Here is a 14,357-nt window from a genome sequence, read left to right as displayed (position 1 = left end):
CGTATGAACACCCCCGCCGCCGACGGCTTCCGCATGCCCGCCGAGTGGACCCCGCACGAGCGCACGTGGATGGCGTGGCCGGGCCCCAACCCCACCTTCGACGACCCCGGCGACCTCGCCGCCTCCTGTGCCGCCTGGGCGGCGGTCGCCCGCGCCGTGAGCCGCTTCGAGCCGGTGACCGTGGTGTGCGGCCCCGGCCGGTCCGCCGAGGCCCGGGCGCTGCTCGGTCCGGAGATCGACACCGTCGAGCGCGAGCTGGACGACGCCTGGATGCGGGACATCGGCCCCACCTTCCTCACCAACGGCAAGGGCGAACTGGCCGCCGTGGACTGGACGTTCAACGGCTGGGGCGCCCAGGACTGGGCCCGCTGGGAGCATGACTCCAAGATCGCCGCGCACGTCTGTGACCTCGTGGGCGCGAAGACGTACGCCTCGAAGCTGGTCAACGAGGGCGGCGCGATACACGTCGATGGCGAGGGCACCGTCCTGCTCACCGAGACCGTGCAGCTCGGCCCCGAGCGCAACCCGCACTGGTCGAAGCAGCAGGTCGAGGCCGAGATCCACGCCCACCTCGGCACCAGCAAGGCGATCTGGCTGCCGCGCGGCCTGACCGGCGACTACCCTCCCCACGGCTTCGGCACCCTCGGCCACGTCGACATCGTCGCCGCCTTCGCCCGCCCCGGCGTCGTCGTCGCCCACCACCAGCCGGACCCGGCCCACCCCGACCACCAGGTCACCCAGGAGGTCATCGGCATCCTGAAGTCGGCGACCGACGCCCGGGGCCGCAGCCTGGAGGTCGTCCCGGTCCCCGCCCCGACCGTCCTGGAGGCCGACGGTCACTGGGCCGACTACTCCTACATCAACCACTACCTCTGCAACGGCGGCGTCGTCCTGTGCGGCTTCGACGACCCGCGCGACGAGATCGCCGCCGGGATCTTCCGCCGGCTCTTCCCCGAGCGGACCGTGACCCTGGTGGACGCGCGTACGATCTTCGCAGGCGGGGGCGGTATCCACTGCATCACCCAGCAGCAGCCGAAGGTGTGACGACGTACAGGAGCGGCAGATGGCCGGTGCGGGCCGGGCGCGCAGGAACGCGCCGCCACGTGAGGAGGTCCTCGCCGCCGCCATGGGCATGATCGCCGAGCGCGGTCTGGAGAAGCTCACCATGGCGGGCCTCGGCCGCGAGGTCGGCATGAGCAGCGGCCATCTGCTGTACTACTTCCACTCCAAGGACGAGCTGCTGCTCGAGGCCCTGGAATGGAGCGAGGGCAGGCTGGGCGCCGAGCGCGGCCGGCTGCTCACCCGCGAGGGGACCGCCCGCGAGCGCCTGGACGCCTACGTCGAGCTGTACGTCCCCGAGGGCCACCGCGACCCGCACTGGACGCTGTGGCTGGAGGTGTGGAACCGCTCACAGAACGCCGACGACGACGCCCGCCACCGGCAGGCCGCCATCGAGGGCGCCTGGCACCGCGACCTGGTCGCCCTGATCGCCGAGGGCATCTCGCGCGGCGAGTTCCGCCCGGTCGACGCCGACCGCTGCGCCACCAGGCTGCGCTCCCTGCTGGACGGCTTCTCCATCCACGTCGCGGTCGGCCTGCGCGGCACCGACCGGGAACAAGTGATGGCCCACGTGAGGGAGTTCATCGCCGAGACACTCCTCACCCCGGCTCGGTGAGACACCCGCGAAGTCCACGCCGGCGCCCGCATCCTGAGACGGTCGGCGGGGCAGGGGCGGGGTTGTGCCAGACTTCCCCCGTGTTCTCGTTCGCCACGATTATTGGCAGCAGGCGCGCCGGTCCGCAGTGACCACTTCGTACAACCAGGTGCGGGTGGCCACCGTCGTCCTCGACCCGCGCGCAGACCTCTCGCACCCGCGAGAGGTTTTTTCGTTTTCCGGCCCACCTTCAACCGGGAACGCTGCGCGAGGGACCATTGGGGGGACGGTGGAGCCGGTCATTCCGGTAAGACCGAAGATCCACAACAGGAGCCTTGACACCATGACCGAGACGGCAAACAGCGAGCTCGACGACTCGTTCCACGTCTTCGACACGACCTTGCGCGACGGAGCGCAGCGCGAGGGCATCAACCTCACCGTCGCGGACAAGCTCGCCATCGCACGGCACCTGGACGACTTCGGCGTCGGCTTCATCGAGGGCGGCTGGCCCGGCGCCAACCCCCGCGACACCGAGTTCTTCGCCCGCGCCCGACAGGAGATCGACTTCCGGCACGCCGAGCTGGTCGCCTTCGGCGCGACCCGTCGCGCGGGTGCGAAGGCCGCCGAGGACCCGCAGGTCAACGCCCTCCTGGAGTCCGGCGCCCCGGTGATCACGCTGGTCGCCAAGTCCCACGACCGGCATGTGGAGCTGGCGCTGCGCACCACGCTCGACGAGAACCTGGAGATGGTCCGCGACACGGTGTCGTACCTCAAGGGCCAGGGCCGCCGGGTCTTCGTGGACTGCGAGCACTTCTTCGACGGTTACCGGGCCAACCCCCAGTACGCGAAGGAGGTCGTCCGTGCGGCCTCGGGGGCCGGCGCGGACGTCGTCGTCCTGTGCGACACCAACGGCGGCATGCTCCCCGCCCAGATCCACGCGGTCGTCTCCACGGTCCTCGCCGACACCGGCGCCCGGCTCGGCATCCACGCCCAGGACGACACCGGCTGCGCGGTCGCGAACACACTGGCCGCCGTCGACGCGGGCGCGACCCACGTCCAGTGCACGGCCAACGGCTACGGCGAGCGCGTCGGCAACGCCAACCTGTTCCCCGTCGTCGCCGCCCTGGAGCTGAAGTACGGCAAGAAGGTGCTGCCCGAGGGCCGGCTGCGCGAGATGACCCGGATCTCCCACGCCATCGCCGAGGTCGTCAACCTCACCCCCTCCACGCACCAGCCGTACGTGGGAGTGTCCGCCTTCGCGCACAAGGCCGGCCTGCACGCCTCCGCCATCAAGGTCGACCCCGACCTCTACCAGCACATCGACCCCGAGCAGGTCGGCAACACCATGCGCATGCTCGTCTCCGACATGGCGGGCCGCGCCTCGGTGGAGCTGAAGGGCAAGGAGCTCGGCATCGACCTGGGCGGCGACCGCGAGCTGGTCGGCCGGGTGGTCGAGCGGGTCAAGGAACGCGAACTCAAGGGCTACACCTACGAGGCGGCCGACGCGAGCTTCGAGCTGCTGCTGCGCGCCGAGGCCGAGGGCAGGCCCCTGACGTACTTCCAGGTCGAGTCCTGGCGGGCCATCGTCGAGGACCGCCCCGACGGCACCCACGCCAACGAGGCCACGGTCAAGCTGTGGGCGAAGAGCGAGCGCATCGTCGCCACGGCGGAGGGCAACGGCCCGGTCAACGCCCTCGACCGCGCCCTGCGCGTCGCCCTGGAGAAGATCTACCCGCAGCTCGCCAAGCTGGAACTCGTCGACTACAAGGTCCGCATCCTGGAGGGCAAGCACGGTACGTCGTCCACCACCCGTGTGCTGATCTCCACCTCCGACGGCACGGGCGAGTGGTCCACCGTGGGCGTCGCGGACAACGTCATCGCCGCGTCCTGGCAGGCCCTGGAGGACGCGTACACCTACGGCCTGCTGCGGGCGGGCGTGACCCCGGCGGAGTAGCCCGGCCCGCCGTACCTCCCCGCCCCGGGCACAGTGGAGCCATGGACAAGGACGACGGCACCGGCCTGGCCCACGCCCACGTGGCGACCCGGCTGCCCGCGAGCGACCTGGACCGGGCGCGCCGGTTCTATGCCGAGCGGCTCGGCCTGGAGCCCGTGGACGAGCGGCCCGGCGGGCTGCTGTACCGGAGCGGGGGCGTGGACTTCGTCGTGTTCCGTTCGACGGGGTCCTCGCCCGGCACCTTCACCCAGATGGCCTGGGAGGTCGACGACATCGAGGCGGTCGTGGCGGAACTCAGGCGGCGCGGCGTCGTCTTCGAGGAGATCGACACGCCGGGGCTGCGCACCCGGGACGGCATCGCCGAGATCGACGGGAACTACCCGAGCAAGCTGGCCCGGGGCGAGCGCGGCGCCTGGTTCCGGGACAGCGAGGGCAACCTGCTGGGGATCGGCGAGCTGATCCACTAGCGGCGGCCACCAGGGGTCACAGCGCGCGCCAGATGTTGTCGAAGGCCGCGTTCTCGATGCGCCGCCGCTGGCGTACCGCCTCCAGCTCGGTCACGGCGTTGTTGACGGCGGCGAGCACGGTGACGGTTGCGTCGTCGGTGAGGTCCTCGTCGTCCGGCTCCTGCTCCTCGATGCCCACGGCGGCGGCCAGGGCACCGAGGACGGGGTCGTGGGAGCTCCAGCGGTCGCAGGCGTGCCGCCGGGCCTGGGCCTCCGAGTCGGCGGCGGCCGGCTCCCGATGGGCGGCCCGGCGCCGGTGCCATCCGCCGCGGCGGCCCTCGTCGGTCAGGGCCTCGCGGTAGGCCGAGGCCAGCCGCAGGCCCCGGCGCCAGAGCCAGTCCTCGACGGTCTCGTACGGCTCCTGCCGGGCGAGGGCGGCCTCCGCCTCGTCCAGCAGCCGGTCACCCAGCGCCAGCGGCGGCCCCGGCACGACCCGCTCGCCCTCCAGGGTCAGGGCCCGCGCCCCGAGGAGGTCGATCAGCTCGGCGCCCGCGAGCGCGAGCGACAGATCGCCCTGCTCGACGGGACGCTCGCCGGGTACGTCCTGGCTGACGAGATACAGATCCTGCGCCGTGCTCATGCCGTGCTCCAGGGTGGGAGGGTCGGGCGGCGGTGCCGGGTCGTTCCTACTGTAGGTACCCCTCCGGAGTGAATGCCCAATTTAGGGGGCTTCGGGTAGCTTCGAAATATGAAGGCCGTTCCGCGGATCCTCAGCCTCCCTGCCCTGCTGCTTGCCGCCCTGGCACTGGTCGTCGCGGCGACGTTCCCGGCGCCCCGCGCGAGCGCGGACACCGGCATCTCCACGATCGGCCAGGCCCTTCGCAGGAGCCCGGTCTATGTCGATCCTGCGGCCTCCGCCGAGCTGTCCAAGGCGGACGCCGACTCGCTCGCGAAGCAGATCAAGGACGCGGACAGACCCCTGTTCATCACGGTGCTCCCCGCCGGTTACCCGACCCAGAACCTCTTCGCCCGACTGCGCACGGCCACCGGAGTGACCGGCCTGTACGGCATCCGCCTCGGCGACCGCTTCGACGCCCGCGCCGACTCCTCGGTGCTGTCCCACCAGGGCGTGCGGAACCTCGTCGCCGGTGTCCAGGGCGAGAGTGCCAAGGCCCAGCTCACCGACTTCACCAACAGCGCCCTCACCAACATGGGCGGCCACGCCCCCTCCACCTGGGGCGGCCCCTCCGGTGCCGGCGGCGCGGCCTCGGCCACGGCCCTCGTCACCGGCGGCGTGATCGTGGTGGCCGTCGGCGCCGGCGCCTACGCGCTGGTGCGCCGCAACCGCCGCCGTCACACGGAGGAACAGCGGGCCTCGCTGGAGCGGCTGCGGGTGGTCGTCGACGAGGACATCACCGCCTTCGGCGAGGAACTGGACCGCCTGGACTTCCACCCGGCGGAACCCGGCGCGGACGACGCCATGCGGGCGGACTACGAGCGCGCGCTGGACTCCTACGAGAACGCCAAGCAGTACATGACGGGGGCGACAAAGCCGGAGGACGTCCGCGCGGTCACCCAGGCCCTGGAGGACGGCCGCTTCTCCCTCGCCCAGCTCGCCGCCCGCCGCGAAGGCCGCCCGTTGCCCGAACGCCGGCCGCCCTGCTTCTTCGACCCCCGCCACGGCCCCTCGGTCGCCGACGCCCCCTGGACGCCGCCCGGCGGCGCCCCGCGCGAGGTCCCGGTCTGCGCGGCGGACGCCACCCGCCTCGCCGACGGCCGCGACCCGGTGATCCGCGAGGTCGACACCGAGTACGGCCGCCGCCCCTACTGGGAGGCGGGCCCCGCCTACGGCCCCTGGGCGGGCGGCTACTTCGGCGGCGGCATCCTGCCCGGCCTGCTGGTCGGCACCCTGCTCGGCGGCATGATGGCCACCCCCTCCTACGCGGCCGACTACGGCACCGGCTACGGCACCGGCTACGGCGACTTCGGCGGCGCCGACTTCGGCGGCGGAGGCTACGAAGGCGGCGACATGTCCGGCGCGGACTTCGACCCCGGCGACTTCGGGGGCGGCTTCGGCGACGGGGGTGGTTTCGGCGACGGGGGTGGTTTCGACGGCGGCGGGGGCGGGGGCGGAGACTTCAGCGGGGGCTTCTGACCGGTCAGCGGCGGCGCCGGTACGGCTTGAAACCGACCGAGGTCGGCTGCTCGGGATGCAGCCCGAGCCGCCGGAGCGCACGGGCGTCGACGTTCAGCACGATCGTCCCGTGCCGACGCCCGTCGTCACGCCGCCCGCACATCAGGTCGACCCGTATCTCCTCGTCCGCGAACGGCCAGTAGTCGATACCGCGCTCACGCAGTCAATCGACAAGAACGCGACCGGCTTTCGGGCAGCCCGGCACGTTCTCGTACGAGGTGAGCCGGACCCAGTCTCTCTGCTCAGTCGCGGGTGACGCGGTCAAGGAACTCACTCCACGTGCTCGGGGAGACGGTGAGGATCGGGCCTTCGGGGGTCTTTGAGTCGCGGACGTGGACGGCCAAGGGGTGGGCGGCGACCTCGACGCAATTGCCGCCCTCGTCGCTGCTGTAGGTGGACTTGCGCCAGGCGTAGGCGAGTTCGACGCAGTCGCCGCCCTCGTTGCTGCTGTAGGTGGACTTGAACCATGCCAGTGCTGCGGTGTTCATGACTCTCCTAGCAGTCCGCTCAAGAGGTGCACACTCTCGTCGGGAGCGAGGGCCTGTGATCGCAGCATTCCATACTTGTGGTGATAGTCGCTGACCTCGTCGGGATCGTCGACCAGGAAGCCGGCGCGCTGCACCTCCAGGTAGACCGGGCGCTCATGCTCGGGAGTTTCCAGCAGCGTCATGGGCCCCGCGAGTCCAGCGTGCGGCATACGGTCCATGGGCATGATCTGCACGCTCATGTGGATGGGCTCCGTGTATTCCAGGATCTGCCGGATCTGCTCCCGCATGACCTCCGAGCCGCCGACCTGCCGCCGCAGGATGCTCTCCTCCAGGACGAAGTGGCCGACGGGCGGCCGATCCCGCTGACAGACCAACTGACGGCGAACTGCTCCTGCGTGAGCCGGGCTTGCTTCCGGAAGTGCGCCAGCAGCGCCCCGACCGCGTGCCACGAACCGACCTTCTTGGGCTTCCTCGCCGTGTACATAGTTGCCCCTTCCCCCGAACGCTCCCGAAGTCCTCGTAGTGGAGCCGTAGTAATCAGACCTACGGCGTCACTCACTGACCCACTTTAGTGACGCACAGTGACACTCGCCTCATGAACGCAGAACCCCAACACCCCCACGCCCGCGAGGCGTTCTACCGCCGGGACCGCAGGTCGGTACGGATCGCACGGGAGTTCGTCCGGGAGGCGCTGTCGGACTGGGCCGCCACCGAGCGCGTCGACGACGTACTGCTCTGCGTGAGCGAGCTGGCCACCAACGCCCTCCTGCGCGGCGTCCCCGTGGGCCGCGGCTTCGCCCTCCGGCTGACCCTGCACGCCGACGGCGCCCTGCGCGTGGAGGTGCACGACAGCGGCCCGGGGGAGGTCCGCACCCCGGACGCGTCCGCCGAGTCGGAACACGGCCGGGGGCTGCTCCTCGTCGCCGCCCTCGCCGACAAGTGGGGCGTGGGGGAGCGGACCCGGGGAAGACCGTGTGGTGCGAGTTCGGGCTGTCGGGCGGCTACCCCGGTGGCTGAGCCAGCTGACGCGCCTGGTCGGCCAGATCGGTGAAGCCGCCTCGCTCGAAGGCCTCGGCAGCTGCGGCCAACGCGGACATGGCCTTCGCGGAACGGGATTGACGCTCATACACCGCAGCCATGTTGTGGGACGCCACCCCCATGCCGTGCCAGTCGTTGTGCCGTCGGTAGAGGCTGTGGGCCTTCCCCAGCGCCGACAGGGCCTCGTCCAGGCGTCGCGCCTCCAACAGCGCGAGACCCAGGTTGCCCCAGGCCCCGGCCTCCGCGGGGCCGCCATTGATCTGCTTGTAGGTGGCACAGGCCATGGTGTGGGCGGCGATCGCTTCGCCGTACCGCATGAGGCACTGCAAGGTCAGGCCCAGGTTGCTGAAGGCACTGGCGACCTGGTGAAGGTGGCGCAGCTCGGCGCTGAGAGCCAGGGCGCGTGCGTGGGCCCTGGCAGCTTCCTCGAAACGGCCGAGTCGGCGCAGGATGCGCCCGAGGATGTCCTGGGCGGCTGCCTCGCCGAACCGGTCGCCGAGCTGTCTGCTGGCCTCCAGGGATTGCAACACGTTGTCGTGAGCCTCCTCCAGCCGTCCCAGCTCTTCGAGCAGCACGCCCAGGTTGTTGCGGACGCCGGCGGCACGTCCCTGGCTGCCCAGGGCGGTGTAGACGTCGATGCTGCGGCGGTAGGCGGCGGTGGCCTCCTCGTAGCGTCGCAGGCCGTGCAGGGAAAGGCCCAGGCCGTGCCAGGCCTCGCCCTGACCCCGCTGGTCCGCGAGTTCGGCGTAGATCCGCCGTGCGCTGTGGAAGGCGTCGATCGATTCCTCGTATCGACGCAGACCGCGCAGGGCGAGGCCGCGACAGACCCAGGCACCGGCCTCGAGGTCGGAGTCTGCGAGTCCGCGCGCGGCTTCGCAGGCGTTGCGGGCGAGTCTCTCCCAGTCGTCGTAGGCACGGCGGAGTTCGAGGTAGTCGTCGAGCACGAGTGCCAGAGTGACGGCGCTCTCGGCCTCCTCCGCGTCCTCGGCCTTGCTCCACAGCGCGGCACCCAGCAGCCCCGACCGTTCGGAGTCGAGCCAGCCGAGGGCATGAGGGAGGCCGCGCGGGAAGATGCCGGGAACGTCGCCCGATCGCCCCCGGATGAGGCTCCTCGCCGTCTGTACGCCTTGCAGGTAGTAGTCGAGCAGCCGTACACGGCCCTCGGTGGCCGCCCGTGCGAGTCCGGGATCCTCCGCCGCCACCGCTCGCGCGTACTGCCGCAGCAGGTCGTGCATCTCCCAGCGTGCGCCGCCGGGCAGCGAAGTCAGGAGGCAGGCCGCTGTCAGGTCGTCGAGCAGCGGCTCCAGTTCCTCGGGCCGGAGCGCAGTGAGGCAGACGGCGGGATTGAGCCCGATGTCCGAACCAGGGGCCTGTCCCAGGAGCCTGAACACTTCGGCGAGTTCCGGTTCCAGCCGCGCGTACATCACGTCGAACACCGGCCGCAGCGCCAGTTCCCTCCCGTACTGGTCCACGCCCCGCGCGCGGAGCGTCCGCGCGCGGTCGGCGGCCCTGCGCAGCTCCGCCGTGAGGGTGGCGAGGGGGCGGTGCCTCCGGCGTCGTAGCAGCTGGACGGCGATGAGCAGGGCGAGGGGCAACCGCCCGCACAGCTCGCAGAGTTGGACCAGGGCGTCGGGCTCCTCGGTGGCCCGGCGGTCGGTGGGATCGAACTCCGTCAGCAGCCGCTGGACGAGGTCCCGGGCGGCGTCGGGTCCAAGAGCCTCGATGCGGAACTGCCTTACCGGCAGGGAGTCCAGGACGTCCCGTGAGGTGACCAGGACCCGGTGACCACGGCCGCCACCCGGCAACAGGGGCGCGATCTGGTCCGGGGCCGAGGCGTTGTCGAGGACGATCAGCACCGGATCCCGTTCCGCCAGAAGAGAGCGGTAGACGGCGTACTGCTCGTCCGGGGTGGGCGGCATGTCCTCGTTGCGCACCCCTAGCGCCCGTAACAGCGACCGGACGGCCTGTTCCGCCGTGGTCGGGGCCGCGTCGTATCCGCGCAGGTCGATGAAGAGCGCACCCCCGGGGAACAGCCCCTGCTCGCGTGCTTGGTGCGCGACGTGCAGAACCAGCGCCGTCTTGCCGACGCCGCCCAGTCCCGCGACGGCGGAGATGACGACGGCCGGCGCGCTCTCCTCGCCGTCCGCCGCCAGGGTGGCCAGCAGTTCGGTGACGGCGTCATCGCGTCCGGTGAAGAAGGCGGGCGGCCCCGGTAGCGCGGCGAGGCTGGTCGGAGCAGGGCCGAAGTGGTAGTGGTGCTCTTCCTTGCCGGTCACGCGGTCGTTGAACGTACCCGCCCGGAAATCGATGTGGTCGCTGCCGCTCACCGGTTCATCTTGGTCCACAGCCTGCGCTGGGCGGAAGGAGGTGCCGCCAGAGCGGTCAGCCGGGATCCCTGGCACCCCGTGACCAGGGCAGTGGGACCAGGTCATGTGCATGGGGTACCTCGAACGGCTGCGTCGCGCGGCGGAGTTCCTCGCCAGGCGCGGGGTCGACACGTCAACCGTGCGGCTCGCCTGTTACAGCGGAGCCGGGTTCACGGACGACCTGCGCGCCGCGGGTCGTCGGGGCGATGCCCTGCTGGTCGACCTGGCACGGCTGCACGAGGGCTGACCGTGCCAGGTAACCGGCGTTGTCACCCGAGGCTCACTGGGTCTTGATCGCGGAGATGTCGAAGACCAGCTTGATCTTGTCGGAGACCAGGAAGCCGCCAGTCTCCAGGGCCGCGTTCCAGGTCAGGCCCCACTCGGAGCGCAGGATCTCGGCCTTGCCCTCGAAGCCGACGCGGTCGTTGCCGAACGGGTCCTTCGCGTGGCCGTTGAACTCCAGGTCGATGGTGACCGGCTTGGTGACGCCCATGATGGAGAGGTCGCCGGTGATCCGGTAGTCGTCGCCGCCCAGAGCCTCCGCCTTGGTGGAGCGGAAGGTCATCGTCGGGAACTCGTCGGTCTTGAAGAAGTCGGCCGTCTTCAGGTGGCCGTCGCGGTCGGCGTTGCCGGTGTCGACGCTCTCCATCTTCACCTCGATGGAGGCGGTCGACCGGCTCGGGTCCGCGCCGTCCAGGTGCAGCGTGCCGTTGAAGTCGTGGAAGCCGCCCTTGACATTGGTGACCATCGCGTGGCGGGCCACGAAACCGATCGTGGTGTGCGACGGGTCGATGGTGTACTCGCCGGTCAGCGCGGCCAGGCCGGGGTTGACGGCGGCGGGCGCCGAGGTGGTCTGAGGGGCGGTGGTCTTGCGGCTGAAGATACCCATGAGAAAGTTCCTTTTCCGATCTTGTTGAAGGTTCAACGAACTCAACGACTTCGACGGTAGACCTATTCCGTTCGGTTTTCAACATCATCCGCAGTGTGTTTTCCCTGTTACGCACAGTTGCCCGGCACGCCCTCTGGCCAACGCGCGTAGAACTCGGGCACCATCTCCCTGCACGCCGCACCACCTGCACAGCCGTCCCACAGGAATCCGGCCCACCGCAGGAAGGTCCCCGTCATGAAGGTCATGAACGCACTCAGAGCGCGCTCCGTCCTGACCGCGCTCGCGCTCGTCGTCGCGCCCGGCGTCGCTGTCGTCGGGACCGCCACCGACGCCTCCGCCGTCACCAAGATCAGCCAGGCCACCGCCGAGTCGATGTTCCGGCAGGTCGGCATCACCTGGTCGTCCTCCGGCAACTGCACCGACCGCTACAACTCCACCTGTACGTCCTTCGAGCAGCTCAACCTGGCCACCGCGCAGGGCGCCCAGACCCTCAAGAAGGCCAGCGGCTGCGCCCTCAACATCACCGGCGGCACCGAGGTCGGGCACGCCTCCGGCACGTACTCCCACTGGAACGGCTACAAGCTCGACTACAGCAAGTACAGCTGCATCGGCACGTACATCAAGACCTACTTCACCTACATCGGCCTGCGCGGCGACGGCGCCCCGCAGTGGCAGTCCGGCTCCGGCAACGTCTACGCCGACGAGGGCACCCACTGGGACGTCACTTACTACAACTGCGGCGGCTGCTGAGCCGGAAGGGCGGTGACCAGCACATGAGCAGGAACGGGCCGAGCCGGCCGACCCGACGCGCTCTGCTGCTGGCCGCCGCCCTCACCGCGGCCGTGGCGCCCGCGCCCGGGGCCAGGGGCGCCACCGGCTCCGCCGACCCCTACGACACCCTCCGCCGCCGCTGGCTCGCCATCGCCCTCGGCACCGGATACGACCCCGCGACCGAGCCGTACGCCGGGCGGCTGGCCCAACTCGGCGCCCTGGCCCGCACCTTCCGCGCCACCATGGCCCCGGCCCCCGACTCGCTCTGGCCCGGCCACCGCTTCGACCCGCCCGCCGGCATCACCCACAGCTACGGCCGCCTGTGGACCATGGCCCAGGCGTACGCGCAGGACGGCACGGGCAGCACCGGCGACCCCGGCCTGCTCGCCGACATCCTGCGTGGCCTCGACCACCTCTCCACCGCCGTCTACAACCCCGCCGCCACCCGGTACGGCAACTGGTGGGAATGGCAGATCGGCAGCCCCCGGCTCCTGATGGACATCACCGCCGCCCTGTACGAGCGGCTCGGGGGCGACCGCATCTCCGCCGCCTGCGCGGCCGTCGACCACTTCATCCCGGACGCGATGCTCACCGACTACTCCGGCACCTCCACCGGCGCCAACCGCGTCGACCTGTGCCGCTCCGTCGCCCTGCGCGGCATCCTCGGCCGGGACGCGGACAGGATCGTCCTCGCCCGGGACGCCCTCTCGCCCGTCTTCCCGTACGTCACCCAGGGCGACGGGCTCTACGCCGACGGCTCCTTCGTCCAGCACACCTGGGTCGCCTACTCGGGCACGTACGGTCAGGTGCTGCTCGACGGACTCGGGCGGCTGCTCACCCTGCTGGCCGGGTCGCCGTGGGAGGTCACCGACCCCGCCCGGCAGAACGTCCTGGACGCCGTCGAGCACGCCTTCGTGCCCCTGATCCACGACGGGCTGGTGCTGGACTGCGTCAACGGCCGTGCCATCAGCCGGGGTTACCTGCGGGGCGACGATCTGCACGTCCTGCACAGCGACCACCACCACGGGCGGGCCCTGATCGCCGCGATCGCCCTGCTCGCGGGCGGTGCGAGCGAAGAGGAGCGAGAAAGGTGGTACGGGATCGTCAAGGGATGGATCGAACGGGACGCCGACACCGACGTGCTGACGGCTCCTCAGTTCTCCGTCGCCGACCTCGCCCGGCTCAACGCGGTTGCCGCCGCACCCGTGCCCGCGGTCCAAGAGGCCGTCGGTCACCGCCTCTTCCCCGCGATGGACCGGGCCGTCCACCGGCGCCCCCGCTTCACCGCGGCCCTCGCCATGGCCAGCGACCGCATCGCCCACTACGAGTGCGGCAACGGCGAGAACCCGCGCGGCTGGCACACCGGCTCCGGCATGCTCTCCTGGTGGCCCGAGGCGCGCGGCGACCAGTACACGGACTGGTACTGGCCGACCGTGGACTGGTACCGCCTGCCCGGCACCACCGTCTCCACCCGGCCGCTGGCCGACCGGGCCGGCGGTGAGTGGGGTGCCCCCAAGCCGGAGGTCCACTGGGTCGGCGGCACCACGGACGGGGAGTACGCGGCGGTGGGCCAGCACCTCAAGGGGCTCGGCTCCACCCTGGAGGCCCGCAAGTCGTGGTTCTTCCTCGCCGACGCCGTCGTCTGCCTCGGCGCCGGGATCAGCTGTGCCGACGGCGTCCCGGTCGAGACGATCGTGGACAACCGCAACCTGGGGGAGGGCGGCACCCAGCCCTTCGTGCGGGGACGGGACTGGGCCCACCTGGAAGGGCACGGCGGCTGGATCCTGCCGCACGGCGGCGACCTGCACACCCTGCGCGAGGACCGCACCGGCGCCTGGTCCGACATCAACACCAGCAGCACCGGCGAGCGGCGCACTCGCCGCTGGCAGACCCTGTGGCTCGACCACGGCACCGACCCGGCCGACGCCGCATACGTCTACGTCCTGCTGCCCGGCGCCTCCCGCGGCGAGACCGCCGCCCGCGCCGCCGACCGCGACTGGCTGTGCGTTCTCGCCAACGACACCGCCCGCCAGGCCGTCGCCGTACCCCGCCTCGGCCTGACCGCCGCCGCCTTCTGGCGAACCGGTAGCGTGGGCGGTCTGACCGCGTCGGCGGGCTCGAGCGTGCTCGTCCGGCGCCGGGGCCGGACCGCCACGGTGTGCGTGAGTGAACCGCCCCGCACGGGCGTGCCGCTGGAAATCGTCTGGGACCGTCCGGTGCGCTCGGTGGTGCGGGCCGACGAGACCGTGGAGGTGTTGTCGACAGGCCCCCGTCTGAGGCTCCGTGTCACTCCAGGGATGGCATCTGCGACCCACCAATGTGAGGTGGCTCTCCGGTGACAGACTTTGTGCCCTTCCCACAACGCCCGCGGCCTGTGAGCAGTCGGAACGGCTGCAAGTCGTGGTGGTTCTGTTCACTGGCACCAGGAAAACGGGTCGGAGACTGTACGGAGTCGACGGCTCGATTTTCTTGGTCTCCTTCGTAAGGTCACTACATGACCGTTTTGGAAGAGACGACGGGTGAGCCGACCGGCGAGCCGACGGACGCACGCGGGCGG

Annotated in this window: 13 protein-coding genes and 1 pseudogene; 9 read left to right on the top strand and 5 right to left on the bottom strand. The window is 71.1% G+C overall.

Translation table 11 applies throughout. The annotated features are described in order from the left end of the window. The first annotated feature begins 3 nt into the window (after positions 1-3). The 4 genes from K7G59_RS24760 (at position 4) to K7G59_RS24745 (ending at position 4,075) form a co-directional block, all read left to right on the top strand. On the top strand, positions 4-1,044 hold the full coding sequence (locus K7G59_RS24760; protein WP_225837813.1) for an agmatine/peptidylarginine deiminase: 1,041 nt from the start codon (positions 4-6) through the stop codon (positions 1,042-1,044). A gap of 19 nt (positions 1,045-1,063) precedes the next feature. Next, positions 1,064-1,675: a TetR/AcrR family transcriptional regulator gene (locus K7G59_RS24755; RefSeq protein ID WP_225837811.1), complete on the top strand. Its 612-nt coding sequence runs from the start codon at positions 1,064-1,066 to the stop codon at positions 1,673-1,675. Positions 1,676-1,997: 322 nt separating this feature from the next. After that, entirely contained in the window at positions 1,998-3,608 is a 1,611-nt protein-coding gene (gene cimA / locus K7G59_RS24750) for a citramalate synthase (RefSeq protein WP_225837809.1), read from the top strand. 41 nt (positions 3,609-3,649) lie between these two features. Further along, a complete protein-coding gene (locus tag K7G59_RS24745) occupies positions 3,650-4,075 on the top strand; it encodes a VOC family protein (RefSeq protein ID WP_225837807.1) in 426 nt (141 codons plus the stop codon). 16 nt (positions 4,076-4,091) lie between these two features. Here K7G59_RS24745 and K7G59_RS24740 read toward each other — a convergent pair whose 3' ends face one another. Then, positions 4,092-4,694 carry a GPP34 family phosphoprotein gene (locus tag K7G59_RS24740; protein WP_225837805.1) on the bottom strand — a complete coding sequence of 201 codons (603 nt, stop codon included), beginning with the start codon at positions 4,692-4,694 and terminating at the stop codon, positions 4,092-4,094. Between the two features lie 108 nt (positions 4,695-4,802). On the opposite strand from K7G59_RS24740, the gene K7G59_RS24735 reads away from it, so the two are divergent. Then, entirely contained in the window at positions 4,803-6,209 is a 1,407-nt protein-coding gene (locus K7G59_RS24735; RefSeq protein WP_225837803.1) for a hypothetical protein, read from the top strand. Between the two features lie 281 nt (positions 6,210-6,490). Here K7G59_RS24735 and K7G59_RS24730 read toward each other — a convergent pair whose 3' ends face one another. Next, complete coding sequence (locus K7G59_RS24730; RefSeq protein ID WP_225837802.1) at positions 6,491-6,736, bottom strand: DUF397 domain-containing protein; 246 nt, start codon at positions 6,734-6,736, stop codon at positions 6,491-6,493. Beyond that, positions 6,733-7,110, bottom strand: a complete 378-nt coding sequence (locus K7G59_RS24725; RefSeq protein WP_374114275.1) for a DUF5753 domain-containing protein — start codon at positions 7,108-7,110, stop codon at positions 6,733-6,735. Before K7G59_RS24725 ends, K7G59_RS24730 begins: the two co-directional genes overlap by 4 nt. A gap of 221 nt (positions 7,111-7,331) precedes the next feature. On the opposite strand from K7G59_RS24725, the pseudogene K7G59_RS24720 reads away from it, so the two are divergent. Then, positions 7,332-7,753, top strand: a pseudogene (locus tag K7G59_RS24720) (ATP-binding protein). Here the strand turns inward: K7G59_RS24720 and K7G59_RS24715 are convergent. After that, complete coding sequence (locus K7G59_RS24715; RefSeq protein ID WP_225837801.1) at positions 7,738-10,101, bottom strand: tetratricopeptide repeat protein; 2,364 nt, start codon at positions 10,099-10,101, stop codon at positions 7,738-7,740. The pseudogene K7G59_RS24720 and the gene K7G59_RS24715 overlap by 16 nt on opposite strands. A gap of 109 nt (positions 10,102-10,210) precedes the next feature. On the opposite strand from K7G59_RS24715, the gene K7G59_RS24710 reads away from it, so the two are divergent. Next, positions 10,211-10,387 carry a hypothetical protein gene (locus K7G59_RS24710; protein ID WP_225837800.1) on the top strand — a complete coding sequence of 59 codons (177 nt, stop codon included), beginning with the start codon at positions 10,211-10,213 and terminating at the stop codon, positions 10,385-10,387. A 33-nt stretch (positions 10,388-10,420) separates the two neighbouring features. On the opposite strand, the gene K7G59_RS24705 is transcribed toward K7G59_RS24710, so the two are convergent. After that, the gene (locus K7G59_RS24705; protein WP_225837799.1) at positions 10,421-11,029 is read right to left on the bottom strand and encodes a YceI family protein; all 609 of its coding nucleotides are present in this window, start codon (positions 11,027-11,029) and stop codon (positions 10,421-10,423) included. A gap of 234 nt (positions 11,030-11,263) precedes the next feature. Between K7G59_RS24705 and K7G59_RS24700 the strand changes: the two genes are divergently transcribed. Together K7G59_RS24700 and K7G59_RS24695 are read left to right on the top strand one after the other, a co-directional pair. Continuing rightward, positions 11,264-11,779 carry a hypothetical protein gene (locus K7G59_RS24700; protein ID WP_225837798.1) on the top strand — a complete coding sequence of 172 codons (516 nt, stop codon included), beginning with the start codon at positions 11,264-11,266 and terminating at the stop codon, positions 11,777-11,779. A 23-nt stretch (positions 11,780-11,802) separates the two neighbouring features. After that, positions 11,803-14,139 carry a polysaccharide lyase 8 family protein gene (locus K7G59_RS24695; RefSeq protein ID WP_225837797.1) on the top strand — a complete coding sequence of 779 codons (2,337 nt, stop codon included), beginning with the start codon at positions 11,803-11,805 and terminating at the stop codon, positions 14,137-14,139. Positions 14,140-14,357 lie beyond the last annotated feature (218 nt).

This window comes from Streptomyces sp. NK08204 (assembly GCF_020400585.1).
Classification (GTDB): domain Bacteria; phylum Actinomycetota; class Actinomycetes; order Streptomycetales; family Streptomycetaceae; genus Streptomyces.
The sequence above is the reverse complement of the archived record's forward strand: the minus strand, read 5'-3'. Positions and strand labels throughout refer to the sequence as shown.